Annotated in this window: 38 protein-coding genes; all 38 read left to right on the top strand. The window is 69.9% G+C overall.

Annotated elements, in window-relative coordinates; translation table 11 throughout:
* Window positions 1-6 precede the first annotated feature (6 nt).
* The 38 genes from BLT59_RS04300 to BLT59_RS30525 all read left to right on the top strand — a co-directional run bounded on the left by BLT59_RS04300 (window position 7) and on the right by BLT59_RS30525 (window position 26,695).
* Window positions 7-237 carry a hypothetical protein gene (locus tag BLT59_RS04300; protein ID WP_091776880.1) on the top strand — a complete coding sequence of 77 codons (231 nt, stop codon included), beginning with the start codon at window positions 7-9 and terminating at the stop codon, window positions 235-237.
* Entirely contained in the window at window positions 237-401 is a 165-nt protein-coding gene (locus tag BLT59_RS31140) for a hypothetical protein (protein WP_175543923.1), read from the top strand. The genes BLT59_RS04300 and BLT59_RS31140 overlap by 1 nt, the downstream gene beginning before the upstream one ends.
* A 4-nt stretch (window positions 402-405) precedes the next feature.
* Window positions 406-783, top strand: coding sequence for a hypothetical protein (locus tag BLT59_RS04295; RefSeq protein WP_139173937.1), 378 nt, complete (start codon window positions 406-408; stop codon window positions 781-783).
* Window positions 783-935, top strand: coding sequence for a hypothetical protein (locus BLT59_RS31135; protein WP_175543922.1), 153 nt, complete (start codon window positions 783-785; stop codon window positions 933-935). The genes BLT59_RS04295 and BLT59_RS31135 overlap by 1 nt, the downstream gene beginning before the upstream one ends.
* A gap of 1 nt (window position 936) precedes the next feature.
* A complete protein-coding gene (locus BLT59_RS04290) occupies window positions 937-1,248 on the top strand; it encodes a hypothetical protein (protein ID WP_091776875.1) in 312 nt (103 codons plus the stop codon).
* Window position 1,249: 1 nt separating this feature from the next.
* Window positions 1,250-1,402, top strand: a complete 153-nt coding sequence (locus BLT59_RS31130) for a hypothetical protein (protein ID WP_175543921.1) — start codon at window positions 1,250-1,252, stop codon at window positions 1,400-1,402.
* Window positions 1,399-1,695 carry a hypothetical protein gene (locus BLT59_RS04285; RefSeq protein ID WP_091776873.1) on the top strand — a complete coding sequence of 99 codons (297 nt, stop codon included), beginning with the start codon at window positions 1,399-1,401 and terminating at the stop codon, window positions 1,693-1,695. Before BLT59_RS31130 ends, BLT59_RS04285 begins: the two co-directional genes overlap by 4 nt.
* Window positions 1,692-1,895, top strand: coding sequence for a hypothetical protein (locus BLT59_RS04280; RefSeq protein ID WP_091776871.1), 204 nt, complete (start codon window positions 1,692-1,694; stop codon window positions 1,893-1,895). The genes BLT59_RS04285 and BLT59_RS04280 overlap by 4 nt, the downstream gene beginning before the upstream one ends.
* Before the next feature lie 56 nt (window positions 1,896-1,951).
* On the top strand, window positions 1,952-2,299 hold the full coding sequence (locus BLT59_RS04275) for a hypothetical protein (RefSeq protein WP_244513833.1): 348 nt from the start codon (window positions 1,952-1,954) through the stop codon (window positions 2,297-2,299).
* Window positions 2,283-2,432, top strand: coding sequence for a hypothetical protein (locus BLT59_RS31125; protein WP_175543920.1), 150 nt, complete (start codon window positions 2,283-2,285; stop codon window positions 2,430-2,432). The genes BLT59_RS04275 and BLT59_RS31125 overlap by 17 nt, the downstream gene beginning before the upstream one ends.
* A gap of 178 nt (window positions 2,433-2,610) precedes the next feature.
* Window positions 2,611-3,459 carry a recombinase family protein gene (locus BLT59_RS04270; RefSeq protein ID WP_091776869.1) on the top strand — a complete coding sequence of 283 codons (849 nt, stop codon included), beginning with the start codon at window positions 2,611-2,613 and terminating at the stop codon, window positions 3,457-3,459.
* Window positions 3,460-3,464: 5 nt separating this feature from the next.
* Window positions 3,465-3,725: a hypothetical protein gene (locus tag BLT59_RS04265; protein WP_091776867.1), complete on the top strand. Its 261-nt coding sequence runs from the start codon at window positions 3,465-3,467 to the stop codon at window positions 3,723-3,725.
* A 78-nt stretch (window positions 3,726-3,803) separates the two neighbouring features.
* A complete protein-coding gene (locus tag BLT59_RS04260) occupies window positions 3,804-4,532 on the top strand; it encodes a hypothetical protein (RefSeq protein WP_091776865.1) in 729 nt (242 codons plus the stop codon).
* A 201-nt stretch (window positions 4,533-4,733) separates the two neighbouring features.
* A complete protein-coding gene (locus BLT59_RS04255; protein ID WP_091776863.1) occupies window positions 4,734-5,300 on the top strand; it encodes a terminase small subunit in 567 nt (188 codons plus the stop codon).
* A 22-nt stretch (window positions 5,301-5,322) separates the two neighbouring features.
* Window positions 5,323-7,314, top strand: coding sequence for a terminase gpA endonuclease subunit (locus BLT59_RS04250; RefSeq protein WP_210185965.1), 1,992 nt, complete (start codon window positions 5,323-5,325; stop codon window positions 7,312-7,314).
* Window positions 7,305-7,535: a phage head-tail joining protein gene (locus tag BLT59_RS04245; RefSeq protein WP_091776859.1), complete on the top strand. Its 231-nt coding sequence runs from the start codon at window positions 7,305-7,307 to the stop codon at window positions 7,533-7,535. The genes BLT59_RS04250 and BLT59_RS04245 overlap by 10 nt, the downstream gene beginning before the upstream one ends.
* The gene (locus tag BLT59_RS31690) at window positions 7,535-9,202 is read left to right on the top strand and encodes a phage portal protein (RefSeq protein WP_091776857.1); all 1,668 of its coding nucleotides are present in this window, start codon (window positions 7,535-7,537) and stop codon (window positions 9,200-9,202) included. Before BLT59_RS04245 ends, BLT59_RS31690 begins: the two co-directional genes overlap by 1 nt.
* On the top strand, window positions 9,111-10,310 hold the full coding sequence (locus tag BLT59_RS04235) for an HK97 family phage prohead protease (protein ID WP_280141032.1): 1,200 nt from the start codon (window positions 9,111-9,113) through the stop codon (window positions 10,308-10,310). Before BLT59_RS31690 ends, BLT59_RS04235 begins: the two co-directional genes overlap by 92 nt.
* A gap of 36 nt (window positions 10,311-10,346) precedes the next feature.
* The gene (locus BLT59_RS04230) at window positions 10,347-10,739 is read left to right on the top strand and encodes a head decoration protein (protein WP_091776853.1); all 393 of its coding nucleotides are present in this window, start codon (window positions 10,347-10,349) and stop codon (window positions 10,737-10,739) included.
* 69 nt (window positions 10,740-10,808) lie between these two features.
* Window positions 10,809-11,849, top strand: coding sequence for a major capsid protein (locus BLT59_RS04225; protein WP_091776851.1), 1,041 nt, complete (start codon window positions 10,809-10,811; stop codon window positions 11,847-11,849).
* A gap of 74 nt (window positions 11,850-11,923) precedes the next feature.
* Window positions 11,924-12,175: a hypothetical protein gene (locus BLT59_RS04220; RefSeq protein WP_091776849.1), complete on the top strand. Its 252-nt coding sequence runs from the start codon at window positions 11,924-11,926 to the stop codon at window positions 12,173-12,175.
* 6 nt (window positions 12,176-12,181) lie between these two features.
* Window positions 12,182-12,535, top strand: a complete 354-nt coding sequence (locus BLT59_RS04215; protein ID WP_091776847.1) for a head-tail joining protein — start codon at window positions 12,182-12,184, stop codon at window positions 12,533-12,535.
* On the top strand, window positions 12,532-13,125 hold the full coding sequence (locus BLT59_RS04210; RefSeq protein ID WP_139173934.1) for a hypothetical protein: 594 nt from the start codon (window positions 12,532-12,534) through the stop codon (window positions 13,123-13,125). Before BLT59_RS04215 ends, BLT59_RS04210 begins: the two co-directional genes overlap by 4 nt.
* A gap of 37 nt (window positions 13,126-13,162) precedes the next feature.
* Complete coding sequence (locus BLT59_RS04205) at window positions 13,163-13,393, top strand: hypothetical protein (protein WP_091776844.1); 231 nt, start codon at window positions 13,163-13,165, stop codon at window positions 13,391-13,393.
* A 6-nt stretch (window positions 13,394-13,399) separates the two neighbouring features.
* Complete coding sequence (locus BLT59_RS04200; protein ID WP_091776842.1) at window positions 13,400-14,923, top strand: phage tail sheath C-terminal domain-containing protein; 1,524 nt, start codon at window positions 13,400-13,402, stop codon at window positions 14,921-14,923.
* A 68-nt stretch (window positions 14,924-14,991) separates the two neighbouring features.
* Window positions 14,992-15,351: a phage tail tube protein gene (locus BLT59_RS04195; RefSeq protein WP_091776840.1), complete on the top strand. Its 360-nt coding sequence runs from the start codon at window positions 14,992-14,994 to the stop codon at window positions 15,349-15,351.
* 8 nt (window positions 15,352-15,359) lie between these two features.
* On the top strand, window positions 15,360-15,689 hold the full coding sequence (locus tag BLT59_RS04190) for a phage tail assembly protein (protein ID WP_139173931.1): 330 nt from the start codon (window positions 15,360-15,362) through the stop codon (window positions 15,687-15,689).
* Between the two features lie 123 nt (window positions 15,690-15,812).
* Entirely contained in the window at window positions 15,813-18,332 is a 2,520-nt protein-coding gene (locus BLT59_RS04185; RefSeq protein WP_091776836.1) for a lysozyme family protein, read from the top strand.
* A gap of 35 nt (window positions 18,333-18,367) precedes the next feature.
* Window positions 18,368-18,844, top strand: a complete 477-nt coding sequence (locus BLT59_RS04180; RefSeq protein ID WP_091776835.1) for a DNA circularization N-terminal domain-containing protein — start codon at window positions 18,368-18,370, stop codon at window positions 18,842-18,844.
* Window positions 18,845-18,850: 6 nt separating this feature from the next.
* Window positions 18,851-19,525, top strand: a complete 675-nt coding sequence (locus BLT59_RS04175; RefSeq protein ID WP_091776833.1) for a hypothetical protein — start codon at window positions 18,851-18,853, stop codon at window positions 19,523-19,525.
* A gap of 9 nt (window positions 19,526-19,534) precedes the next feature.
* Window positions 19,535-20,698, top strand: a complete 1,164-nt coding sequence (locus BLT59_RS04170) for a phage baseplate assembly protein (protein ID WP_091776831.1) — start codon at window positions 19,535-19,537, stop codon at window positions 20,696-20,698.
* 13 nt (window positions 20,699-20,711) lie between these two features.
* Complete coding sequence (locus BLT59_RS04165; RefSeq protein ID WP_091776829.1) at window positions 20,712-21,803, top strand: phage baseplate assembly protein; 1,092 nt, start codon at window positions 20,712-20,714, stop codon at window positions 21,801-21,803.
* Between the two features lie 10 nt (window positions 21,804-21,813).
* Window positions 21,814-22,338 (top strand): phage GP46 family protein, encoded by a 525-nt coding sequence (locus tag BLT59_RS04160; protein ID WP_091776827.1) that lies wholly within the window; start codon window positions 21,814-21,816, stop codon window positions 22,336-22,338.
* Window positions 22,339-22,411: 73 nt separating this feature from the next.
* Window positions 22,412-23,485 (top strand): baseplate J/gp47 family protein, encoded by a 1,074-nt coding sequence (locus BLT59_RS04155; protein ID WP_091776825.1) that lies wholly within the window; start codon window positions 22,412-22,414, stop codon window positions 23,483-23,485.
* Window positions 23,482-24,198 (top strand): YmfQ family protein, encoded by a 717-nt coding sequence (locus tag BLT59_RS04150; RefSeq protein WP_091776823.1) that lies wholly within the window; start codon window positions 23,482-23,484, stop codon window positions 24,196-24,198. Before BLT59_RS04155 ends, BLT59_RS04150 begins: the two co-directional genes overlap by 4 nt.
* A gap of 24 nt (window positions 24,199-24,222) precedes the next feature.
* Entirely contained in the window at window positions 24,223-25,395 is a 1,173-nt protein-coding gene (locus BLT59_RS04145) for a hypothetical protein (protein ID WP_091776821.1), read from the top strand.
* A 55-nt stretch (window positions 25,396-25,450) separates the two neighbouring features.
* A complete protein-coding gene (locus BLT59_RS04140) occupies window positions 25,451-25,963 on the top strand; it encodes a hypothetical protein (RefSeq protein ID WP_139173928.1) in 513 nt (170 codons plus the stop codon).
* Between the two features lie 75 nt (window positions 25,964-26,038).
* Window positions 26,039-26,695, top strand: a complete 657-nt coding sequence (locus tag BLT59_RS30525; RefSeq protein ID WP_139173925.1) for a hypothetical protein — start codon at window positions 26,039-26,041, stop codon at window positions 26,693-26,695.
* The last annotated feature ends 5 nt before the right edge of the window (window positions 26,696-26,700 follow it).

Genomic DNA, 26,700 nt, shown 5'->3' with positions numbered 1-26,700 from the left:
CCTCCCATGATCCCCGAGCTGCGCGCCTCCATCCAGGAGGCACGGATCGCCGCGCTCATCGGCAGGACCTGCCTGTCGAGCGTAGCTGCGGTCCACATGGGTCGTGTCGCTGCGGCCTGGAACGCGATCGCGCCGCAGCGCATCGCCGCCACACGGGAGGTGCACGGCGCCACCATGGTGCTGCACCCGACCAAGGGATGGCGCCGCATCCGCCACAAGCGCCTCGGGATCGCCTGATGACGCTTCGCCAGCGCATGGCCACCGTCGCGATGTGCGACGCGGTGCTCGCCTGCTCGGCCTGCACGCCGAGTCTCCGCCGCCGTGCGGAGTGCCTGCGCGCCCACGCCTCCGGGGACTACTCCCGGATGAGCTTCGGCACCCTCGTGATCGTGGTGGCCTGACGTGATGCTGCAGGACACCTCGCTTCGCATCGGGCTGCCGGCCTCGATGCCGCCGCGTCCCATGGCCGATCGCTTGGCCGACGCATCCCCGACCCCGGGTGAGCTCTGCCGCGCGGATCGGACCGCCCGGATGGTCCAGGCGCTGCCTGACGATGGCGCGGTGGTCATCGTCCACTCGCCGGGCGCTGTGATCCTGATCCGCGAGGCTATCCGCGAGTTGCGGGGCACCGAGGTCGCGGCGCAGACGCGCGTCGTGGCCGCGCCCACCATGGCTGACGAGCGCCGCGTGACCGCCGGCCTCAGCCTCCCGGTCTTCCGCGACCACTTCGTCGACGAGCAGCGCGAATACGCGCGCGCCGTCATGCAGGCGTGGCGGCTGTGATGCCCCGACTGGTCGTGCGCCTGGGGCTCCTCCTCGGCCTGCGTCGCGCCGTGCCGACCCCGGTTCGGTCCTGGCGCGATCCCAAGCCACCGGTCTGTGTCGGTCGTCCGGTCCACACCGGCCGCGCCCTGTCGTGCGGCGAGGCGCCCTGACATGCGCCTCAGCCTCTACGAAGCCATGCCGACGCTCGTGCCGCTCACCCCGGCCCAGGCCCGCGCCGCCCACGCGGAGCGCGAGCTGGAGCGCGCGACCCATCTCTGCCGGCGCCTCGGCGTCGATCCCGACCGCCACGCACCGCTCATCCTGAAGACGATGGACGCTTACGTCGCCGAGGGGAAGCAGGACCGCCTCCCGGCGATCGCCGAGGCGCTGTCCGAGCTGATGCCCCCGTCGGCCGCGTCCTTCGAACACACCCTGATGCTCGGCCTCGCGATCGGCCTAGTCGTCGCGTCGGAGAAGGCCTGACATGGACGGCCTCATCCTCGACGTCCCCGCGCCGGAGCACATCGCGCCCTTCGTGCCGCCGGTCTGCCTCTCCCCGATGACCGCGCAGGTCCTGGCGATCGCGCTGGTGATCCTGCTGTGCGCCGCTCTGATGCCGACGAAGGGCAACCGATGATGACGATCCGCGGTCTGCTGGCGCTTCTCATTCTGGAGATGGCGCTGGCGGTCGCGATGCTGCTCGGCGCCATGGCCGGCGGCCACGCCGAGACCATCGGCTGGCGCATCGAGGTCCAGGCCTGCACGAAGGCCTGCCGGATCGTGCTCGGCCGCGAGCGCGCCGAGAACAAGTACACCTGCATGACGCGCGCTGCGCGCATCGCCGAGTTCGCCGACCTCACGAAGCTGCTGCCGGCCGGCGCGCGGATCACCGCCCGCTGTCTGCCCGTCGACGGGATGCCCTCGGCATGAACACGGTCTTCGCCCTCATCCTGGTCTGCGCCGCCTCGACGGCCCAGCCCGAGTGCTCGCGGGAGACCGCGCTCGACGTCATCACCGTGAAGACGCCCTCCGTCTTCGCCTGTCTCATGACGGGCCAGACGAGCGTCGCCCGCGAGCAGCTGCTCGGCGACGGCCGCTACACCAAGGTGGTGTGCGGCTCCCGCCCGTGAGTTCCAACCGCCGCGTCGCCTGGGGCGCCGCCTTCGCCAAGGCCCGAGGGGATCGCATGGTACGCCGTGAGATCCGCGAGGAGCGTCTGCGCGGGCAGCGCTGCTCGGTGCTCGACCTCTCCGCGTGGCGCGGCCAGTCCGGCCGCCGCTACGTCGTGGCGGTCTACACGCTGGCCCAGGCCCGCTCCGACGTCGACGCGCCCGGCGCCGTCCTGATCGGCGTGCGTCGCGGTGATGACGGGCTCGCCCGCATCGTCGGCGTCGGCTGGCGCGGCACGATGGCCGAGGCCGTCGAGCTCGCCGCGGCTGACGGCGCGACGGAGATCCACGCGCATCGCCTCGCCGACTCCGACGAGGACCGCGAGGCGATCGTCGAGGACCTAGTGGGTGACGATGCGCTCTGAGCCGCGCCCCCACCTCGACCTCTGGTCCCTCGTCGCGATCTACGCGGCCGCGGCCACGATCGTCGTCGAGGCGAGCTACCAGCTGCCGATGACCCTGCTCGACGAGTGGGGTCGGATCCTGCGGGACCGATGATGTTCCGCGCCTGGTACCGCCGGTTCGCACTGGGCTTTGCCCGGGCGTTCGCCGCCTGATTGGACCCGGTTTGGCCGGTCCAGACCGCACGCCAAACCGGCCAATTACTACACCTCTTAAGGTCTAGTAATTGGCCCTCAGGTCCTCGAAAAACAATAGCAAAAACAGGGGCTTGCGGGTGGCTGCAAGTAGCGCCCGCGCCCGACGCGCGCTCCGTAGGAATGCTGTCCAGGCGGCAGAACGCGAGGAGGTCCGGGCGCTCGCCGTCGGCTACCTGCGGGTGTCGACGGATGAGCAGGCCCAGCGCGGCAACAGCCTGCCCGAGCAGGAACAGGCGATCCGCGCTTACGCCACGGCCGTCGGCCTCGACCTCGTCCAGGTCCTGGCCGACCCCGGTGTGTCCGGTACCGTGAAGCCTGCCGAGCGGCCGGGCTTCAGCCAGGTCCTGCAGCTCGCCGCCGACCGGCGCTTCAGCGTGCTCCTGGTGAAACGCTTCGACCGCCTGGCGCGCAACATCGCGCTGGCGGTCACCACCTCGGCCGAGCTCGACACGCTGCACGGTGTGACGATCCGCTCGGTGACGGAGGCGATCGACACGGGCTCGCCATCGGGCAAGCTCATCTTCGGCGTCCTCTCGGCGATGGCCGAGCAGGAGCGCTCGGTCATCATCGAGCGGACCAAGGGCGGCCGGATGCAGAAGGCCGGCCGCGGCGGCTTCGCTGGCGGCGTCATTCCCTACGGCTACCTGTCCGATGGGAAGGGCGGCCTGCTGATCGACGTCGAGCGGGCGCCGATCGTGCGCCGGATCTTCGATGAGAACGGCGCCGGCCGCACCCTCAAGGCGATCGCCGACGGCTTGAACGCCGACGGTGTGCCGTCGCCGAAGGGCAAGCGCTGGTGGCCCTCGAACGTGAGCTACCTGCTCAACAACCAGGTCTACTCGGGCAAGGTCGAGTACGTCTTCGTGACGGACGGCGCCGTGACCCACGTGAACCGCCAGGGCACGCATGCCCGCATCGTCCGGTGAGCCCTTTGGCCGAAGAGATCGACCGCCAGTTGGACCGCCTCGAGGTCCGGCACGGCGACATCCTGGTACTGCGTACGTCGCAGAAGCTGCAGCCAGCGACGGCCGCGCGCTGGCAGGACGACCTGATCCGCATGTGCGCGGCCGCCGGCGTCCGGGACGTCACCGTCCTGGTCCTCGACAACGCTGCCGAGCTGTCGATCGAGCGGCCGGCCACGCGCCTCGTCCAGCAGAGCCGGGACGTGCCGCAACCGATGCAGGTCTGCTGACCATGGCCGCGCAGACGCTGACGATCCTCGATCCGGTCTCGGGCGAGCTGAAGACCATCACCGTCGGGCGCTGATCCCATGCTGAAGCTCGACGCCAGCGAGTTCGGCCTCAAGGCCGAGGCCGCTGGTCGGGCTGCCCGGCAGGTGCCGTTCGTCGCCGCGGTCGCACTGACCAACGCGATGAAGGACGCACGGGAGGCCGAGCGCGAGACCATGCGGTCCGTGTTCGACCAGCCGTCGAACTTCACGCTCAACAGCCTGATGGTCCGGCCGGCCACGAAGCAACGCCTCCAGGCGGAGCTCGGCTTCAAGGAGGGCGGCAGCTCGATCCCGGCCTGGAAGTTCCTCGGGCCTCAAGTCGCCGGCGGCACGCGCCGCCACAAGCGGTTCGAGGTCCTGCTGATCCGCAAGGGTCTGATGCTCGCCGGCGAGTTCGCGGTGCCCAGCACGCGCTGCCCGCGGGACGGCAACGGCAACGTGTCGGGGGCCTTCATCACCCGCATGCTCTCGGCGCTGGGCGCGCAGTCGGATCGGTACCAGAACACCACGGCGCGCTCGAAGCGCCGCAACGTCGGGCGGAACGTCGAGTACATCGTCTTCCGCAACCACGGTAAGGCGCCGGACGGGATCTACCTTCAGAAGGAGAAGTGGGCGGTGCCCATCTTCCTGTTCGTGAAGGGCGTCAGCTACTCCAAGCGCTTCCCCTACTACGAGAAGGCGGGCGCCGTGGTGCCGGCTGCGTACCGGAAGCACTTCCGGGCGGCGTGGGAGCGCTTCGTCGTCAACGACGTGCGCCGCAAGGGCTGATCCGGCGGCGGTCGCCAGCGGCCCGCGCAGGCTTCGGGAGGGCCATCCGGGCGCCCGAGGGGCGAGCCAGAGGGCCGAGAGGATGCCTCACCCCCCTCCCAGGCCAAATCCAGGGTCCTTCCGGGAGGGGGGTGCCGGTGAGGGGAATTCGGACCCCATCGGTCCACCCTCTGAGAAATTTCGAAATCGGGGTTGTTGTTTATGACCGGCCCGATTGATGGCCGGCCGATCAATCGCGGCGAGTTGGCGAGCCTCTGTGGCGTCAGCCTGCCCACGATCGACGGCTGGGTCGAGAAGGGCTGCCCGTTCCTTGAGCGCGGCAGCAAGGGCGTCGAGTGGCGCTTCGACTCGGCTGCCGTGATCGACTGGCGCATCCAGCGTGCCGTCGAGAGCGCGGTGACGGGCGCCGGCGACGAGAACACTAAGGCCAAGCGCGAGGACGCCGACTGTCGTCGGGCGATCGCAAACGCGACCATCGCGGAGATCGGCGCCGACGAAGCGCAGAAGGCGGTCGTGTCCAGACACGACGTCGTCGCCGACATGGCGGCTTTCTGCCAGGTCCTGAAGACCGGCCTGTCGAACATGGCCTCGAAAGTCGCCGCCCGCGCGACCACCATGACCAGCGCCCCCGAGATCGAGGGGATGGTCCGGACCGAAACGAACCGCGCCTTCACGGCCGCTCGCGAGGAGATTGCGCAGCGGTGGTTCGGCGCGCGCGGCAAGGACCACGATGAAAGCGGAGCCGACCAGCCATCCCCTGCCGGGTAGGTACGGGGCCGGTCGCGAGGCCATGCGCCGCGACCTGGATGCGCTATTCGACGACGCCCTGGCCTTCAAGCCGCGCATGAGCGGCTCGGAGTGGGCGGAAAAGTACGGGCGGATCCCGAAGTCGACCGGCGCCGAGAGCGGCCCGGTGACCCTCTACGGCTACCAGCGCGGCCTTCTGGACGCGATGTGCGATCCGGAAATCCCGCTGGTCACCGTGCTGAAGGCGGCCCGCGTCGGCTACACCCGGCTCGCCACGCTCGCGATCGGCTACCACCTGCACCAGGAGCCGACGCTCTGCGCGGTGGCGCAGCCGGTCGAGGATGATGCGGAGGAGTTCGGCGCCACCGAGATCGCGCCGATGCTGCGCGAAACTCCTGTGCTGGCCCGTATGCTACGGCCGGTCCGGAAGGGCGAAAAGCAGGACTCCGCGACCTTCTACCAGATGTCGAACGGCGCCCTCGTGCGCGTCGTCGGCGCGGCTTCGGATGACGCGTTCCGGCGCTACTCCGCCCGGTTCATGTTCGCCGACGAGATCGACGGTGACGGCTGGACACCCGGCGCCAAGACGCAGGGCGACAAGCTCAAGCTGTTCTGGACCCGCGGCGAGACCTTCTACAACCGCAAGCAGGTCCGAGGCTCGACCCCGCTCCTCGAGGAGACAAGCCGGGTCTGGAAGCTGTGGCTGGCCTCGGACCAGCGGCGATACTTCGTACCCTGCCCGCAGTGCTCGGAGACCGCCGGCGAGCTTTCCGGCTGGCAGTACCTCGATTGGGGCGGCAAGGACACGCCGCACGGCCTGAAGTGGGACCTGAACGAAGACGGGTCGCTCAAATCCGTCTGGTACCAGGGCACCTGCGGCTGCATCATCGACGAGGGCCGCAAGGCCTGGATGGACGCGCACGGTGATTGGCGCCCGACGGCGACGCCGAAGGCGCCCGGTCACGTCGGCTTCCACCTCTGGACCGGCATGTCGCTCAACGCGAACGCCGCTTGGCCGGTGATCGTGCAGGAGTGGTTGGAAGCGCTGGAGGACCCGGCGAACCTCGTCCAGCCGTTCAATAACCTTCGCCTCGGCCGGCCGCACCGGCAGACCTTCGGACAGGAGATCAAGCCCGGCGTCTTCCTTGAGCGGCGCGAGGAGTACGGCGCCGAGGTGCCGGACTTCGTGTCCTTCCTGACGCTCGGTGGCGACGTCCAGTCCGGCGCTAACGCTCGAATTGAGGGGGCGGTTTGGGGCTGGGGTCCCGGGCTCGAATGCGCCCTGATCGGCCACTTCGTCATCCCAGGCGATCCGGCACAACCGGAGGTCTGGCGCGACCTCGATGCCCTGCTGAAGCGAACCTTCAAGAAGGGTGACGGAACCGAGCTGCGCGTGCGGGCGGCCGCCATCGACTCCGGCGGCCACCACACGGCCGAGACCTATGCCTTCTGCACCGAGCGCCGGAAGCGGCGGGTCTGGGCGATCAAGGGTAAGTCCGAGGCGCGAGGCTCCCGCACCAAGGTGTGGCCACGGCTGCCGTCCTCGAAGCTCGGCGCGTCCTGGTACATGATCGGCGGCAACGCCGCCCGCGACTTCGCCTACGGTTCGCTCACAGTCACCGACCCGGGCCCGCGGCACGTCCGCTTCCCGATCGAGCCGGCCCGCGGGTCGCGCCCGATCGACGCCGAGTACTTCGAGCAGCTCACCCGCGAGAAGCTGGTGGTGCACCAGCGCCTCGGCTTCACCGAGTGGCAGAAGCCCAAGGCCGCTCACGAAGCGGGCGTGTGCTTCGTCTACGCCTACGTCGCCGTCTGCGGCCTCCAGGCGATGAGCGGCCGTTACGTCGCGCTGGGCAAGCTGCCCGAGCGCGAGGACGGCCCCGACGACCCGGCGGAGACTTCGGAAGCCCACGCGGCAACGGAAGGCCCGGCGAAACCGCAAGCGGTCGAGCGCCAGGTCGTGGCCACGCGTGCCCAACCCGCCAAGGCCCCTGATTGGGAGCCACCCCGCAAGAGGCAATCGAAATGGCTGTAGACTACAGCGCCCAGATTGCCGCGATGCAGGCCGCCCTCGCGCAGGGCGTGCTGACGGTTTCCTATGAAGGAAAATCGGCTTCGTACCGCTCCTTCCAGGAGATGATTCAGATCATCGCCTACCTGGAGCGGCAGCAGGCCCGGGCGAACGGTCAGCGCGTGCCGACTGTCGGTCTGGCGAGCTTCGATCGCGGCTACCATCGTCGCGGGTACGGCTGCTGATGGCCGGCGAGATAAAGGTCGAGGGCGCGGAGACCGCCGCCGCTCGCCCGCGCAAGCGCTCCTACGAGGCCGCGCAGCGCAGCCGGAACGGCGACGCGTGGCTCGGCCCAGTCCGGTCGGCAGACGCGGAGATCTACAACGAGGCCCGAACCCTGCGCGACAAGTCGCGCTGGCTCGTGCGCAATAATCCGTTCGCCGCCAAGGCGACGGCGAGCCTCGTGTCGAACGTCGTTGGCGAGGGCATCGTGCCCCGGCCGGTGACCGGTTCGCCTTCGAAGGACCGCAAGATCTGGGAGGCGTTCCAGCGCTGGTCGTTCCGCTGCGACCACGCCGGGCGGCTCGATTTCTACGGCCTCCAGGCGCTGATGTTCCGGGAAATGGTCGAGGGCGGCGACGCCCTGATCCGACGCCGGTACGTCAAGAAGCGCGGCAAGGGCGACGTGCCGCTGGAGCTGCAGCTGCTCGAGGCCGACTTCCTCGACCCGATGCGCAACGGCGTGCTGAACGAAGGCGCGCTAACCATCCAGGGTGTCGAGATCGACATGGCGAGCCAGAAGCGGCGCGCCTACTGGCTCTACCCGTACCACCCCGGCAACCTGCCGTACTTCTACGGCGGCGAGCCGATGGTGTCGGCGCCGGTGCCGGCCGACGAGGTCCTGCACGTCTTCGAGATGCAACGGACCCAGACGCGCGGCGTCCCGTGGGGCACGCCGGCGATCGAGCCGACGAACCTGCAGGCGGACTACGAGCTCGCGGAGATCGTCCGGAAGAAGACCGAGGCGTGCATCGTCGGCTTCGTGGTCGGTGCCGAGAACGCCGACGAGGACTCTGTCGGCATCAAGGTCCAGGATGCCGACGGCAACGAGGTCGAGCGCTTCGAGCCCGGCATGATCCCGCGTCTCCACGGCGCGAAGGACGTCCGGTTCAACGCGCCTTCGGCCGTGGGCGGCTACGGCGAGTACAAGATCAAGAAGCTGCAGGAGATCGCGGCCGGCTGGCGCATGCCGGCCGAGCTGATCTCCAACGACCTGTCCGAGGTGAACTTCTCCTCGATGCGCGGCGGCCTGGTCGAGTTCCGGCGCCTCGTCGGCACGATCCAGTGGCAGATCCTGATCCAGATGGCGCTCCAGCCGATCTGGGAATGGTGGTGCGAGGCCGCCTACCTCGCGGGCGTGATCGACGCCCCGTACATCCCGGTCGAGTGGTCGCCCCCTGAGTTCGCCTGGGTCGACCCACTGGCCGATGCCCAGACCGCTGCGCTCGAAGTCCGCAACGGTTTCCGCACCTGGCAGGACGTCGTGGCCGAGAAGGGGCGCAACCCCGACGACGTGCTCGATGGCATCCGCGCCTTCAACGTGAAGGTCGACGACCTTGAGATCATCCTCGACTCGGACCCGCGGCGCACCAACGCCAAGGGCGTCCAGCAACCGGAGCAGGAGGAGGACGCCGGCGAGGAGCCCGAGCTCTCCCGCCCGAACCGGAGCGCCGCCCGCGGCCGAAGGGGTCGTGCAGCTCCCGCAGTTCGACCGCTTGGCGGCCGTGCGCGCGGAGAGCTTCGACGCGGACAGCAACACCATCGAGATCGTCTGGACGACGGGCGCGAGCGTCCGGCGCTACGACTGGTGGGACGGGACCGAGTACGACGAAGTCCTCTCGGTCGAACCTAAGGCAATCCGCCTGGAGCGCCTGAACCTCGGCGCTCCCTTCCTCGACAGCCACTGCTCCTACGGCTGCGACAACGTCATCGGCGCGGTCGTGCCCGGCTCGGCCAAGATCGAGGACGGCCGCGGGCTCGCCCGCATCCAGCTCTCGAAGGCGCCCGGCGTCGCCGACACGGTCCAGAAGATCCGCGAAGGCGTCATCCGCAACGTCAGCGTCGGCTACTGGGTCCACAAGGTCGAGAAGACCGAGGCCGACGACGGCACGGTTGCCCGCTGGGACGTGGTCGATTGGGAGCCGCTGGAGATCTCCGCGGTCCCGATCCCGGCCGACGCGGCCTCTCAGATCCGTTCCGACCAGGCCGAAGGCGACGGCCCGAAGCTCCGCGCCTGTCTGGTCGTCACCCGCACCCCGGCCTCCGGGCCGTCCCCGAAGGCCCGAGGAGAAAGCCCCATGGCCACCAAGCCCGTCAAGCCGAAGTCCCAGCGCGCCAAGTCCCCGGCCGAGCTCGAAGCTGAGAAGAAGCGCCTCGCCGAGGCCCGCCGCCGCGCCGCTGAGCAGCGCGCCGCGCGCGACGACGAGTCCGAGACCGACGAGGACGCGGAAGGCGACGCCGAGCGCGACGAGGACCAGGACGAGGAGCGCGATGGCGACGACGCCGAGGACGGTGACGCCGGTTCGGACGACGAGCGTGACGGTGATGACCATGCCGAGGACGATGAGGATCGTGACGGCGACGACGAGGACGATGGAGAGGGCGAGCGCGCCGCCCCGAAGCCGGCCAAGCGCAAGGCCCTGACCCCGGCGGAGGTCCGCAGGGCCGCCGAGGCCGCGGTGCGCGCCGATCGCGTTCGCGGCGCCAAGATCCGTGAGATCGCCAAGCAGTTCGGCTTCCCGAACCTCGGTGAGCGCCACGCCAACGGCGAGACCTCGGTCCGGGCGTTCAAGGATCTCGTCCTCGAGCGCCTCGCCGCCCGCCAGGCCAAGCGCAGCTCCACCACCTTCGCGGCGGCGTCCACCGCGGGCGTCGGCGAGGAGTACCGCGGCGCGACCCCGCCGGCCCGCGACGTCGAGAAGGGTGCCGCCGAGGCGCGCGCCCTGCTCGGCAAGAAGTAACCGGCGCCGCAGCGCACAGTTAAGGATACCCTCACGATGGGCACCAACAACGTCGTCGCGTCCTACGACCCGACCGCGCTCTTCGCGGGCGCCTTCCCGGTCCGCCAGCGCGTGGTCACGCTGGCCTCCGGCGCCAACCTCGCCGGCGCGCCGCTGAAGCGCGGAGCGCTCCTCGGACGCGTCACCGCGAGCGACAAGTACATCCTGTCCGTCGCCACCGCGTCGGACGGCTCGCAGGTTCCGGCCGCAATCCTCGCCGCCGACACCGATGCGAGCGCGGCCGACGTGAAGACGCCGGCCTACTTCGAGGGCGAGTTCGCGGGCGAGATCATGCAGATCGACGCCTCCTGGAGCATCGCCACCGTGCAGGCCGCTCTGCGTCAGGCCAACTCGCACCTGTACGTGCGTTCGGTCGGCACCCTCGGCTGATCCGCTTCCACCCATCCCGGTAGATCGCAGGGCCCCGTCGCGGGCCCTTTTCTTTTGGAGCCCGCGATCATGGCGATCGACTACAATTCCACCGCACAGCTGCTCGGCGCCTTCGGCGTCCTCGATAAGGCCAAGCCCGTCCTCCTGAACCTGTTCTTCCCCATGGAGCAGGTGTTCGACACCGAGGAGGTCTACTTCGACCGCGTGCAGCGCGCCCGGAAGCTGGCGCCCTTCGTGGTGCCGACCGTCGAGGGCAAGCCGCAGCGCTCGCGCGGCTACACCACGATGGGCTTCCGGCCTCCATACGTGAAGCCGATGCACAGCATCGAGCCGCAGAAGATGCTGAAGCGCCGGGTCGGCGAGCAGCTGCTCGGCACCATGACCCCGATGCAGCGCTTCAACCTCGCGCTGTTCGACAACATGGTCCTGGAGGACGACCAGATCACCCGCCGTGAGGAGTGGATGGCCTCGCAGCTGCTGCTGACGGGCGCCATGACCTGCCAGGGCGACGATCACCCGCCGGTGCTGGTCGATCTGAACCGGAACCCGAACCACACCGTCGCGCTCACCGGCGCCCTGCGCTGGGGCCAGACCGGCGTCGATCCGTACCAGAACGTCCGGACCTGGGCGAAGACGGTGCAGCGCAACTCGGGCTTCCACCCGGGGACCATCGTGTTCGATCCGCTGGCCGCCGACGCGTTCCTGCAGTCGCCCGGCGTTACCCGTGTGATGAACACCTACCGGCAGACCTCCGGCAACGTCGATCTGGCCGGCAAGGTCACCGGCGGCGGTCTCGGCGAGGAGGTGAAGTACCTCGGCAACATCGGCGAATTCGACGTCTTCCAGTACCAGCAGCTGTACATGGACGACAACGGCGTCGTGCAGCAGTTCATGCCCGACAACTCGGTCATCATGGGCAACCCGGTCGGCTGCCAGGGCATCCGCACCTACGGCGCCGTGCAGGACGCTGATGCCGGCCTCGCGCCGCTGGCGCGCTTCCCGAAGGTCTGGAAGGAGAACAACCCCTCCGCATGGTTCTCCATGATGCAGTCGGCCCCCCTGCCGCTGCTCGGCTGGGTCGACGCGACCTTCTCCGCGATCGTCGCCTGACGCCTTCGCGCCGCTGATCCCGCGGCGCCCGCGTGGCGCCGCTTCCGCCAATCCTAGAATGCGAGGGCCCGACCATGGCCACCAAGAAGATCGTCGCCGGCGCGACGCTGCATGTCCCCCACAAGGACTTCAAGCCGTACGACTTCGACACGATGGGGAACCGCTCCGGCGGGAACTACAAGATCGTCGAGTTCGCCCCGGGTGACGTCCTCGACCTCGATGCCGACGAGGCCGACGCGCTGATCGCGCTCGGTCGCGCCACCCTCTTCGAGGAGAAGAAGGCCCCCGAGGTCCAGGCGCTCGCCGGCGACGGCAAGGCCAAGTAAGCGGCCGTGATCGACTTCGCCGCCCTGGCGCTCGGGCCCGGCATCACCGCGTTCGGGCGCCCGGTCACGGTGACGCCGACCTCGGGCAAGACGCCGATCGCGCCCTTCGCCGCCACCGGCGTGTGGACCTCGCGCAACGTCGACCTCTCACTGGAGGGCGACAAGAGCATGAACACCCGGGTGCTCACCCTCGGGATCGCGCTCTCGGCTTGGCCGGCGCCACCGAAACAGGGTTGGGCCGTCAGCATCCCGGCCTCGGGTTTCTACCCCGACGAGGGCACGCTCTGGATCGACGACGTCGATCTCGATGGCCAAGGCGGGGCGACGCTCACCCTCAAGAAGAAACCCCCGGGGGCGTGATGGCATCGGACGCCACGAAGATCCGCGAGGCGATCATCGCGCGCCTCACGGGCCAGGACTGGCTGCCGGTCACCGGCTTTCGCCGTGTGGCGCGTCCGCAGCTCCAGGAAGACGAGATCCCCGCCCTCCTGGTGGTGATCGCGGACGAGATGGAAACGCCCGAGGACGAGGCGAACTGCGGCGAGCCGCGGTTCATGGACGAGGTGACGATCGGGATCTCGTACTGCGTGGGCTACGCTCCGCCCGAAGAACTCGACGAACAGCTCGACGCGGCGACCGACGGCATCCGCAAGCGGTTGCTGCAGGACCCGACCTTCGTGCGCGGCGTCGACTGGTCGAAGGCGGAGGACGATCCCGACCGCTATCCGCTGTTCGAGGCGGTGACGAAGGTCCGGCGCGGCCGCCTCTATCCGCAGGACGGGGCCTCGTACTTCGGCGAGGGCCGGATCGAGATGACCTTCCAGTTCCGCACGAACTACGAGCCGGACCTCGACGACGTCCTCGAGCACGTCGTCATCACCGCCCGCCCGGCCGGTGCCGGCCCGGGCACGCCCCCGATCGGGCTCAAGATCGACATCCCCACGACCTGAGCCGGCCCGCGCCGCTCCCTTCCCCGAGGACACAGCCATGGCCGGTGAAACCACGGTCGCCGTCGAGGCGACCGAGGCGCGCTTCCGCGTGCTCAAGCACTTCCCGTCGCAGATCGGCTTCGAGGCGGATGGCACCGCCCGCTGGCCGGCCGACCAGTTCACCTTCCGGCTCCGGGACGAGGGCGCGATCCGCCTCCTCGAGGACCTGCACGACGCCGGCACCCCCGCAACCGCCGGCGCCGCCGCGCCTGCCGCCTCGCAGGAGTAAGCCGCGATGGGCATCACCACGATCCCGGACAACTACAAGATCCCGGGCCCGAACACGCAGTTCGACCCCTCGCAGGCCGGGACGCCGGTCGCGCCGAAGTGGATGCTGCTCGTCGGCCACCCGACCGCGGCCGCCAACGTGCCGCCGAACAAGGCCGTGGCCTGCGGGACCAACGCCGACGCCGACATCGCCTTCGGCCCGGGCTCGATGCTCGCGCGCATGTTCAAGACGGCCTTCAAGGGCGTCACCAGCGTGCCGATCATCTGCCTGCCGGTGCCGGAGCCGGCCGCCGGCGTCGCCGCCACCGGCACGATCACGGTGGCTGCCGCCCCCACGGTCGCGGGCACGCTCGCGCTGTACGTCGCCGGCCAGCTCGTCCCGGTGGCGATCGTCTCGGCCGACACGACCGCGACCGTGGCCACCAAGATCGCCGCCGCGATCCAGGCCACCACGGACCTGCCGGTCACCGCGACCGCGGCCGGCGCCGTCGTCACCCTGACCTGCAAGTGGAAGGGGCTGACCGGCAACAGCGTGACCGTGCTCGACAGCTATCTCGGCACCTACGGGGGCGAGCAGCTGCCGGTCGGCCTGGCGCTGACCTATCCGACCGGCAACCTGCTCGCCGGCGGGACCGGCACGCCGGACTTCACCAGCGCGATCGCGGCGATCGGCGACCGGCCGTACAAGTTCGTCGGCCTGCCGTTCCACGACAGCGGCTCCTTCGCGGTGTGGGACCAGGAGTACGGCTTCACCGACTCCGGACGCTGGGGCCCGTACCGGCAGAGCTACGGCCAGATCTTCTCGGCGCGCCGCGGCACCTATGCCGACACCTTCCTGTGGGGGCAGTCGAACAACTCCGCGCTGATCTCGCCCATGGGCTTCGAGACCCAAAGCCCGAGCCCGGGCTGGGAGTGGACGGCGGCCTACACCGCCGCGGCCGCGTTCTCGATCAACGCCTACCCGGCTCAGCCGCTCCAGACCCTGCCGCTGATCGGCGTGCTGCCGGCGCCGGCGGACTACCGCTGGAACAAGGCGCAGCTGAATTCGCTCGCCCAGGTCGGCATCGCCATCCAGGGCACGGACATCTACGGCGGGTCGACCAACCAGCCGGTGATCCTGCGGGAGCAGACGGCCTACCAGAAGAACGCCTACGGGCAGGCCGACAACGCCTACGAGCTGGTGACGACGCTGGCCACCCTCGACGAGCGCTATACCCGGGTGCGGCAGTCGCTGACGAACAAGTTCCCGCGCCACGCGCTCGCCAACGACGGGACCAAGTTCGGCACCGGCAAGCCGATCGTCACCCCGCTGATGATAAAGGGGCAGATGGTCTCGGACTACCGGGCGATGGAGCTCGACGGCCTGGTCGAGAACGCCGACCTCTACATCGCGAACCTGTCGGTCACGCGATCGGCCACCGAGCAGAACACGGTCGAGATCCTGGATCCGCCGGACGTCGTGAACCAGCTGCGGCGGCTCAACATCAAGGCGCAGTTCCGCCTGCAATTCCCGCTGGCCGCCGCGGCCTGATCGGCCCTCCACCCATCCCAGCAACCTGACCCGCCCTTCGTGGCGGGTTTTTCTTTGGAGGCCCGACCATGGGTCAGAGGTTCGCCGGTACCGCCTACCTGACGGCGGCCGGCAAGATGTACGATCTGCGCGGCGGCCTGATCGTCTCGCCCTCGCGGATCAAGCGCGAGCCCGTGGCCGGGCAGGACGGCGTGCACGGCTTCATCGAGACGCAGCTCGTGCCCTTCATCAAGGCCGACCTGTCGACGACCGATGGTCTGTCCGTCGCCGAGCTCGACGCGATGACGGACATCACGGTCACCGTCCAGCTCGCCAACGGCAAGAACTACATCCTGTCCGGCGCATGGTCGGCCGGCGCGCACGAGATCGGCACTGCCGACGGTAAGGTCGCCGTCGAGTGGCGCGGCCTCTCCTGCGACGAGCTGTGAGCGCCGCGATGACGGACACCACGACCCCCGCTCGCGACCCGCGCGAGATCAGCTGGCCGCTGGAGCATCCGCTCGCCAAGCCCATCGTCGTCGGCCAGGATACGCTGCAGGTGCTGATCCTGCGCGAGCCCACCGGCGAGGAGGTCCTCAAGTTCGGCCTCCTGGAAGGGCTGTCGGCCGACCAGTTCTTCCCGCTGGTCGCCAGCCTCTCGGCGACGCCGCCCCCGGTGCTGATGAAGATCGGCGCCCGTGACATCCTGCAGCTGGGGACCATCCTCAGCCGTTTTTTCGTGTGGGCGGCCCAGCCGCCGATGCCGTCGACGACTGCCTCCGCCTAGGCCTCGCGTTCCACGCGTGGCCGTTCCGCGATCCGCCGGCCGCGATGCCGGCGGCGACCGTGACCCACCTGATGGCCCGCACTCTGGCGCTGATGCCGCGCCCCGCTCCACGCGAGGACGAGGATGGCTGACGACAAGCTCAGGATCGTCGCCACCGTCGAGGATCAGTTCACCGGACCGCTGTCCAAGCTCGAGAAGGGCATCAAGCGGGTCGGCGACGAGACGACCAAGCAGGGCGCGACCTGGAAGAAGGACTGGGCCGGCGTCCGGGAGGAGGTCGGCAAGTTCCAGGGTGTCCTGCGCGGCTTCGACCCGATCTTCGCGGCCGTCGGTGTGACGGGCTTCGGCGCGGCCATGTCGATCACCGGCATGGTGTCGGCGCTGCGCGGCTTCAGCGGCTCGACGCAGCAGCTGTCGATGCTGTCCCGGGAAACCGGCGTGGCGGTCGACAAGCTGCGCGCGTTCGGGGCGCTCGGCGAGCGGTTCGGCGTGTCGGCCGACAGCATGAAGAGCTCGGTCGCGTCCTTCGCGACCTCGATGTTCGACCTGCGCCGGCGCTGGGGCGAGGCCTACTCCGGCCTCCAGGCGATGAACCTCGGCAAGCTCGCCGAGGACCTGGTCAACGCGCCCAACATGGACGAGGCGCTCAAGCGCGCCGTCGACGGGATCCAGGCGATCCCGGAGCCGGAGGTGCGTCGGCGCGTGTCGCGGATGCTGTTCGGCGCCGACGACATCGCCCGCATCGCCGGGTCGATGACGGGCAAGTTCTCCGAGGCGTTGGCCCAGGTCCAGAAAGAGGTCGGGCACCTCGACAAACAGACCGAGGAGGCGGCCGCCCGCTTCGAGCAGAGCATGGGCCGGATCGGCGCCGCGGCCGAGCGGCTGAAGCTCAAGGTCCTCGGGCCGATGCTCAAGGGCACGGCCGACCTGATCGAGGACGCCGAGAAGAACGGGCTACGCGGCAACGAGGGCGAGCAGGCGCTCCGCAATCAGCTGTCCCCGTTCGGCGGGCCAGAGGCGACACCGCGGGACAAGCTGGAGGGCCGTCGCGCCCAGGTCGAGCAGCAGCTCAAGCTCCTGGAGGCCGGCCCGCGCGGGGCGGATTACCAGCGCAAGCACGATCGCATGATCGAGGAGCTTAAGCGCGTCGCCGACGAGCTGCAGAAGGTCCGGGAGAGCGGCGGGGCGAGCGTCAGCCCTTCGAGCTTCGGCGGGTCCACGAGCGGCGGCGGATCGCTGATCCAGAAGGCGGCCTGGGGCGGCTTCGGCTCCTCAGCTGGCGCGAGTTCTGCGATCCCGACCTACGGCAGCTCGGGCGGCATAGGCGCGGGCGGTGGATCCGGCGGCGGGTCGGGTGGCGGTACACGTGCCCCGGCGGCTCCTGATCTCGGCGATGGCATCCGCGGGCGCCCGTTCGGCAGCAAGGGGCCGGTCGGCAGCTCAAGCGGTCCTCTCGGCAGCGAAGCGCCGATCGGCGACCGCGGCATGCTGGATCTGATCGCGCGCGCGGAGGGAACGACGCGCCGCGGCTACAACGACAGCTTCGCTCACCAAGTCGGCGGCGACCTGACCGGCAAGACGCTCGGCGAGATCGAGCAGATCCAGCGCGGCATGCGCGGATCCTCGGCGATCGGCCGCTATCAGTTCATGCGCGGCACGCTGTTCGGCAGCGGGCGTAGGGGCGATCGAGGACTGCTGGGCGAACTCGGCCTCGGCCGGGACGACAAGTTCACGCCGGAGTTGCAGGACCGGCTGGCGAACGCCCTGATCGAGCGCCGCTACAAGGAGGCCAAGCGCGCGCAAGCCAGGCAGGGCGGCGACTTCATGCGCCACTTCCGGACCGCTCTGGCACGCGAGTGGGCGAGCTTCCCGGGCGATTACGGGCAGCGCGGCCGCAACGGGGGCATGTACCCCGGGCAAAGCGCCAGCATCGGCCGCGACCGACTTACCGAGGGGGCGCAACGCTGGCTGGACGAGCGCGAGGGGCGCGTCGCGACCTCGCGATCCGAGTCCGGTCGTCGCTCCGAGGTTCTCGCCGATCCGAACGACGAGCGCCGAAAGCCCGACGAGGGCGGCATCCGACAGGTCACCCCCTGGAAGAAGGCGCCGGCGCTCGCTCCGACCAAGGCGAGCATGGAGGGTGGCTCGGAGGACTTTCCGTCGTTCCTGAAACGCAGGGCAGAGGGCGGCGCCACCTTCGGTCAACGTGAGGACGAGGCGATCGAAGATCAGCGCCGACGCACCGTCGGTGGGATGAACGATGACCTCGACCGCGCGCGGCAGGAGGCTCCAGACGGCGACACCGAGACGACCGGAAGCCGGCACTATGCCGACATCCAGGGCCGCTCGAATGACCCGGCCTACAAGCCCACGCGCGATCTGACCCTCGATGAGATCCGCAAGTTCCGTAGACCGGATCGGAAGGTCGGCGACGCGCTGATGGACCGCTTCTACGGGAGGGGCGGCCCCGGCGGCGGGCCGGGCATGCAGATGCCGGGCGCGCCGGTCGATCCCAGGGGCACCCTGCACATCAAGTTCGACAGCGCGCCCGCGGGCATGACGCACCGGGCCGACATGGGCGGGCTGTTCCGGGAGACGACCGTGTCGAAGGGTCGGCCGCAGATGGACATGGACCGGGCGTAGCGGCCCGGATCCACCAACGATCAAAGGCCTTCCGCATGTCCTGGCGCGACGAGCTCCGCCCGCCGTCGTTCCGCGGCGTGCCGTTCCACATCGAGGCGAACACCCGCTTCGGTGGGCGGCGGGGCTTCACATACGAGTTCGCCAAGTCCGAGCGCAGCTCGGACGAGGACCTCGGGCGCCGAGTCACCCGCGTGGCGATCTCCGCCTACGTCATCGGCCCGGATTACCTCGATCAGGCCGACGACCTGGAGGCGGCGCTCCAGCGGGAAGGCGCCGGTCTCCTCGTCCTGTCCACGATGGGACAGGCGACGATGCGCTGCGAGACCTACCAGCGGATCGAGACGAAGGACCAGGGCGGCTTGGCCCGCTTCGAGATGGCCTTCGTGCGCTCTCAGGTCGGGGTCGCCGCCCCGTCGGGGCGGGAGAACACCCAGGCCGCCGCGCGCGCGGCGGCCGCGCAGAACGCGACCGCGGCCGAACTGTCCGCCGGCAGCGACGACGACTGGAGCTAGGACCGGATGACCTTCGCCCAGCGCCGCGTCGCCGTCGCGGCGCTGAAGGCCGTCCTCGACGCGCTGCTCGCCTCCGGCGTCGACGCCGCGAGCCAGGACGGGGCGACGCTCCGGCAGCTCTGCGGCGCGCTCTCGGCCGATGCGGTCGGCCAGGTCCAGGCCGGCACCTTCGGGCCGCCGCTACGCGCGTGCTTCACGGCCGCCACCGCAGCCGGCGCCACGTTCGTCGGCATGGACCGGGTGCGGCAGACGGCACAGGCCGTCACGGCTCCGGATTTACCGGTGCAGCGCGTCGCCCAGATCGCCGCGCGCCTCGCGCTCACCGAGATGGTGAACATCCTGGCCGGGACCGTCTTCACGTCCCGGCAGGACGTCGATGCGGCGCTGGCGCGGATGAACCTCGCGTTCGCCCCGGCCGAAGACTTCGCAGCCGGTCGCTTCGACAACACCGCGTGGCGCGCGCTCACCGCGCTGCACGCGGCCTGTGTCCGCGATCTCACGGCCCGGGGCAGGCCGCTGCCGCGGCTCGTGTCCTACAGCTTCGGCACGCGCATGCCGCTGCTGACGCTCGCCAACCGGCTGTTCGGCGACGCGAGCCGCGCCGAGCAGCTGCTCGCGGAGAACCGCGACGTGGTCCACCCCCTGTTCATGCCGGCCTCCGGCAACGCCTTCTCCGGCTGAGAGCGACCGGTGCCCAATCCCGACCTGATCTGCGAGGTCCGCACCGAGGGCGGCGTCTACCAGGACTGGCTGACCGTCCAGGTGTCCCAGTCCTTCGATGCCGCGTGGCAGCGCACCTTCCGCCTCACCTGCGCCGAGCCGGAGGATCCGAACAGCCGCCGCCAGACGACATCGGGCTCCTCGTGGGGCGAGGCCGCTCAGATCGCGGCCCAGCGTCTCCTACCCGGGATGCGCGTGGACATCGCGCTCGCGGGCGAAGTCGTCATCCAAGAAGGCTACATCGGCAACCGGCAGACCGCCTTCGACGCCAACCGGCACGGCGTCCAGGTGTCGGGCTTCTCGAAGGCCGAGCTCACCCGCAAGGCGTCGGCCGACGGCGGCACCGGGCAGTTCCGTGGCTACAAGCTCGACGCGATCGCCAACCGGCTGCTGAGACCGCACGGGCTCAAGTTTCGGGTTGAGGGTGGTCCGGACGGCTGGGACACTCCGTTCCCGAACTTCACGATCCGACACGGCGAGACGCCCTTCGACGCGATCTCGCGCGGGTGCCGGCAGCGCGGTCTGTGGCTGCGGGCCGACGCCAACGGGGATTTCGTCGCCGGCGCGCGCCAGGGCGGCAAAGGGGCGATGTTCGAGCAGGGGCTCAACATCCTATCGGCCAACTGCTCGATCGACATGCCGTCGGTTCAGGAGATCGTCGCGCGCTCGCAGGTCGCCGGCTCCGACAGCCTGTTCGGGCGCCAGGCCGCGGAGATCTCCGCCAAGGCCCAGATGAGCAACGGCGTGCCCGGTCTCGCCCGCAAGGTCCTGGCCGAGATGCCGCTCGGCCAGAAGGAGCTGCAGCTGCGCACCAACATGGAGGCGCAGGCGATCGAGGCCGATCTCCTGCGGGTGACGCTGGCCTACCAGGGCTGGCTCAACCCGAACGGAGAGCTTTGGGCGCTGTCCGACTTCGTGACCGTCCGTTCGGGCATGCTGTTTCCGCTGGCCGACCCTCAGATGGACCTGAAGCTCTGGGCCTACACCTATGGTCAGACGCCGGAGGGTCAAACCACGACGGCCATCGAGCTCGTGAACGCCAAGGCGTTCCAGCAGAAGAACCCCGACGGGCAGGCCTCCGACGGCTTCTACAACCAACCCGTGACGCAGGCGCAGCCCGAGGCGCGCACATGACTGGGGGCGCGGCATGAGCACCTTGCGCGCCGGCGGCGACGACGGCGCTCGCCGGGCCTACCTCGGCATCGCCCGCGGTACTCTCGTTGCGGTCGACGACTCGACCAAGCTCCAGGAGCACACGGTCCGCGCGTGGTTCGGTGACCTCTACACCAACGTCGAGCACTGGCACCCCTACGGCTTCAGCAGCGTCCCCCTGAAGCCGACCGATCAGGAGCAGGGGCAGGCCGAGGTCCTGGTCGCCGCCGTGGGTGGCAACCCCGACCACCCGGTCGTGATCGCCACCGCGGACCGCCGCCACCGCCCGAAGAACCTCAAGCCCGGCGAGAGCTCGCACCACGACGATCAGCGCCAGCACACGCACTTGACCCGGGACGGCGTCAACCAGACCGGCAAGAAGGTCACGATCACGGGCGGAGACGACGGCTCGGGCCGAGCGGTCAAACCCGCCATCGACAATTTTGAGCTCAACGAGCAGCTGAAGGGGCTCGCCGCCCGCCTGTCGCAGGTCGAGGACTCGCACCACGCCCTGTTCGATGTGGTGTCGAAGTTTCGCCAGAACGCTGAAGCCGTCGTCCCGGCTCTCGTCCCGGTCAACGCCGTCACCCAGGTGACGAACGCCCTAAGCGGCGCGCCGGGCGGCCTCGACGCCATGAAGGCGCTCGCGGAAGGAAAGCTCACCGGCTACCTGCAGAACGCCCTCCAGCGCGGCCTGAAGGCGTTCCTAAACCCGGGCCGGCTCATGGGCATGGCGAGCCTGCTGTCGGGTAACGTCGAGGGCCTGATCGCCGGCCTTGAGGCGCAGATCGCCGGGCTGATCGCCAACAACCCGGTGATCGGCCTCGTGGACGACCTCGTCGACGAGCTGGAGGCGCTGAATGCCAGCGGCGGCCCCGAGGCGGCGATCGCCGCGAAGGCCGCGGAGCTGACCGGCCAGATCGAGCAGCTGACCCGGGCCAATTCGGTCATTGCTCAGATCGGCAAGCTCCGCGGCGCGCTCCAGCTGCTCGCCGACCAGGCCGGGCCGGGCTTGAACTTCCTGGAGCCGCAGAAGCGGCTCGTGCAGGGCCTGACGAAGTCGATGCGCTTCGGCGGCCCGGGCTGAGAGACCCGCCATGACCGACGTCCGGATCGCGCCGAAGAGCGTCGCCCCAGGCCAGCCCTTCCAGGCCGTCGACTTCAACCTGCTGCTCACGCCGGCCGGTCAGCTCGACACCTCGGACGAGATGGCGACCGCCGTCGTCGTCGCCCTGATGACCGACGCGCTCGCCGGTCCGGACGACGAACTGCCGGACTCGCGCGACACCGACCGCCGCGGCTGGTGGGGCGACGTCGACGCGAAAGAGATCTGGGACGGCTGGCCGATCGGCTCGAAGCTCTGGCTCCTGTCCCGGACCACGATCACCGGGGTGGCCGCCCGCAAGGGCGCCACGACGGTCCAGATCGAGGACTACATCCGCGAGGCGCTCCAGCCGTTCCTGGACCGGCGGATCGCCAGCCGCCTTGACGTCACTGTAGTGCGCGCCGGCGTCGAGCGGATCGAGGCGCGCATCGTGATGTATCGCGGCGACGAGCTTCTTCTGGATCTGAGATTTTCGGATCTGTGGGCCGGGATCGTCGTGTCCGCGCCGACCGGCTGACCGGCCGCCACCACCGCCACCGCCCAAGCCGACCCGCTGGAAGCCGCCACCGCGGCGCGCCCGAGACTGTCCCATGCCGTTCACCCTGCCGGACCTGCCGAGCGTGCGCCGGCAGAACCGCGACTTCCTGGCCGCCTTCCTTGAGGGCGCCGACGCGAGCGTCCCGAACAGCGCGCTGCGCGTGCTCTCGGACCAGAACGCCGGCGGCGCGTTCCTGAACCTGAAGTACCTCGCGTGGCTCGCCAAGAACCTCCTGCCCGACATGGCGGAGAAGGGCTGGCTCGACCGCTGGGCCAACATCCTGTTCGGCGGCCGTAAGGCGGCGACCTTCGCCGCGGGCAGGATCACGGTCACCGGCACGCCCGGCACGCTCCTGCCGGCCGGCACGCCGCTCGCGACCTCGGACGGGATCCAGTACCAGACAGCGGCCGACGTCTATCTATCGGCCACCACGACGCCCGTGGCGGTCACATGCCTGACCGCCGGCGCCATCGGCAATCGCGACCAGGGCGCCCTGCTCTCGCTCACGGTCGCGGTGTCCAGCGTCAACGCGCAGGCCACCGTCGTTCTGATTGACGGCGGCGCCGACACCGAGAGCGACGAGGACCTGCGCGCGCGCATCCTGCTGCGGATCCGCAACCCGCCGATGGGCGGGTGCGTCACCGACTACCAGCAATGGACCCTGTCGCTGCCGGGCGTGTCCCGGGTGTGGGTCGCGCCCTGCGAGATGGGCCCCGGCACCGTCACGGTGCGCTTCGCCTGCGACGTGCTGCGGGCGTCGAGCGACGGCCTGCCCACCGCCGACGACTGCGCGCTCGCCAAGGCCTACCTCGACACGGTCCGGCCCGTGACGGTGGCCGACCTGTTCGTGCCGCCGTCGATCCCGCAGGGGATCGTGCCGCGGATCCTGAACCTGTCCGCCGACACGCCCTCGCTGCGCCTGGCGATCGAGGCGGCGCTCCAGGCGATGCTGCTGGAGCGCGCCGCGCCGGGCCAGACAATCTTCGCCTGCTGGATCTCCGACGCGATCTCCGAGGCCGTCGGCGACGTGACCTTCGATCTCGCGACCGGGGATTTCGTGATGGCGAACCGCGGCTCGATCGCCTCGCTGAAGGCCCAGTTCGGCGGCGGGATCGCGTTCACATGAGCGACGGGTTCATCCGGCGCGACGGCGAGGATTACGCGCAGGCCTTCGCCCGCCTGCTGCCGACCGGCGAGGCGTGGTCGCGCGATCCCGATGGCTGCCTGATGCAGCTCGTGCGAGGCCAAGCGGAGATCTGGGGCGCGGTTGTCGATCCGCGCGCGGCCGACCTGCTGCAGATCGAGGCCGACCCGCGCTTCACCTACGAGCTGCTCGCGGACTGGGAACGGGCCTACGGACTGCCGGACCCGTGCGTGCCGGTCGTCCAGACCCTGACCGAGCGGCGCCAGGCGCTCGTGCAGAAGATCGCGATGCAGGGCGGCCAGTCGCGCGCCTTCTTCATCGGGGTGGCGGCCTCGCTCGGCTACCAGATTACGATCACCGAGTACGTGCCGTTCCAGTTCGGGCTCTCGGCCTTCGGGAGCTCACACGGGCGGATCGCCCCGCCCTGGGTCCGCTTCTACTGGACCGTGCGCGTCAACGGCGGGCGCACGACGCGCTTCCAGTTCGGCACGTCCTCCTTCGGCCGCGATGCCATCCTCGAGGTCCGCAAGGCCGAGGATCTGGAGTGCATCTTCGGGCGGCTCAAGCCCGCCCACACGCTGGTCCTGTTCGACTACCACGACGCCGCACCGACCTTGAGCGTCGAGCGGTTCAACTCCGGCACCTCGCGCTTCGGGGCCGACCCGATCCTGCGCGTCGTCGCCTCCGACATCTGATCCCGGCCCTCCCGGAGCTCCCCCGTGAAGCAGCACTATCCGCTCGACCCGGTGACGGGCATCGAGAACCCGGCGCTCGCCTGGGCGAACGGCAACCCGTCTACCGGAACGGACGGGTCGTACCCGCCTTTCGGCCTGTTTCTCGACCCGCAGAAGGAGCTCCTGAACCTTCAGCGCGCCAGCGGGCTGTCCGACAGCGCCGACGGCTCCGATACGGCGCAGGCGTCCCAGGCCGTGTCCCGTGGCACGTGGCTCGGGACGATCGGCCAGCCCGCCACCGTCAACGACCTCGTCACCGCGCTGCCCGGTTCGGTGATCTGGCCGGCCCTCCTGATCGGCATGGAGTTCTCCGGCGCCATCAGCGCGCCGAACACCGGCCCGATGACCGTGACGATGACGGGCTTCGGCACGCTGCCGGGGAAGGTCAACCTCCTCGGCAAGGCCGGCGGCGCGCTTCAGGCCGGCGATGTGCCGGCGAACGTGCCGTTCAAGTTCCGCTTCGATGGGACGGCCTTCCGCATGGGCGCCCCGGTCGTGAGCGACCAGGCCGCGACGGCCATGTCCGTCATCCTCACGAAGCCCGCAGCCCTGGTCGTGTGGGTTGATCCGCTCAACGGCAATGATGCCAACGACGGCACCCTGCCGGGCAAAGCCTACAAGACGCTCGACGCCGCGCTGGCCAAGACGCAGTCGTACTCGCTGACGATCTACCTGCTCGGCGACGTCACCTGGAACCTGCGTCAGAACCTCTTCAACAACAACACGATCCAGGGCGTGACCGCGGATGCTGCCGGCAATATCACCGGGTACACGCTGCGCGGAGTGACCCTGAAGGGCGAGGCGAACAACAGCCCGTTGCCTCAGGGGCGCTGTGCAGCGGGCGCCTTCCTGTACAGTCTGAACCTGTCCTTCAGCTACTGCTACATCTTGATGCCCGACATCCCATCCGGGGTGGCGATCTTCGATCATTTCCGGGTCATCAACGGCGGCAACGTCGTTCTCTCGGCCTGCACGGTTGCGACGGCCGGTAGCGCGCCCGGCGCGCTGATAGGTAACGCGGCCGGTAACGCGCAGGCCGGCGGCTACATCGGCGGCAGCACCCTCTCCGGCTCGACCCCGGGGCACCTGTTCTACTCCGTCTCCGCCGGCCAGAACCCGAACGGCGTGCTCTACCGCTCGAACCTGACGAGCGCGTGAGGAGGCTTCTGCCTCCCCCACTTCCACTGCCCGCGCCATCGCCGGAGACTGTCCCGTGAACCTTCCCTTGCTCACCGTCCCGCACGATGGCGGGCGCATGGTCGATGCTACGCTCGATCAGCTCACCGCGGCCGGCGTCCCCGCCGACGCCATCCTCGCCGCCGTCAGGCCCGTGCTGAAGAAGCAGGTCGATGACGAGGCTGAGAAGCTGCGCCTGGAGCTCATCACGCCGGGGTCCGGTCAGGCGATGGAGTATCAGGAGGTCTATAACGAGGCCGTCCAGATCGCCAACGCGCTGGCGGCCAACGCCGCCGCCGACCTCGACCCGACGGCCTTCCCGATGTTGGCGGGCTCGATCGGGACCAACCTCGACCCGAAAACCGAGCGGGCGACCGTCGATGTTGCCGGAGAGGCGCGCGCCGCCCTCGCGGCCTATGACGCCTACCAGAAGGTGGGCGCCGCAATCCGCAGCGCACGTCTGAAGGGCAAGGCGGCGATCGACGCGGCGGCAGACGTGACGGCGGCGTGCGAGGTGGCCGCGAGCATTGACTGGCCGCCGCTGCCATAGCCCGTCGGTCCTGAACGCTGCCGTCCGCGCCGCCTCCGGGCGGCTTTTTCATGCCGATCGCCTGAGGTGCGGTGGATGTCGAGCCTCACCCTGATCCAGCCGCAGCCGGTCGATTTCGAGACCCAGCAGACTTGCGACTGGCTCGATCCGCTCCCGGTGATCGGACAGGCGGGCCTGGGCGGGATCGCCGCGGCCTCCACCAACATCGGGACCGGCACGCTCACCGTCGCATCGATCGTGGGCGGGACGCCGCTGGGCGCCTACCGCGTCACGGTGATCACGGCCGGCGCTTTGGCTCAATTCAGCGTGGCGGACCCGAATGGAGCGCTGATCGCACAGGGCGCGACCGGCGTCCCCCTGTACGCCGGCGGCATCACTTTGACGGTGACGCAGGGTGCGACGCCGTTCGCGGTCGGCGACAGCTTCGCGGTCGGCGTCCTGCCCGCGCCGGTCGACCTCTCTGGGCTCCGGTTCGACCTCGACTGCCGCGCCGGCCTGGGATCGGCGACGTTCGCGCTCCAGGCCTCCACCGCGGACGCTACGCCCACGATCATCAACGGCGGGACGTCCGGCGTGATCGCCATGCGCGTGCTCAAGGCCGCGTTGGCGCGGTGCCCGACCGGAACCTACCCCTACTCGATCCTGGCCACCGACCCGGCCACCGGGCTTACCGTCCCGGCCTTCTACGGCACGATCCACCACGTCGCGGTCGCCGCGCAACTCGGCTCCTGAGGGCA

Source organism: Methylobacterium sp. UNC378MF (assembly GCF_900103195.1).
Lineage (GTDB): Bacteria > Pseudomonadota > Alphaproteobacteria > Rhizobiales > Beijerinckiaceae > Methylobacterium.
The sequence above is the reverse complement of the archived record's forward strand: the minus strand, read 5'-3'. Positions and strand labels throughout refer to the sequence as shown.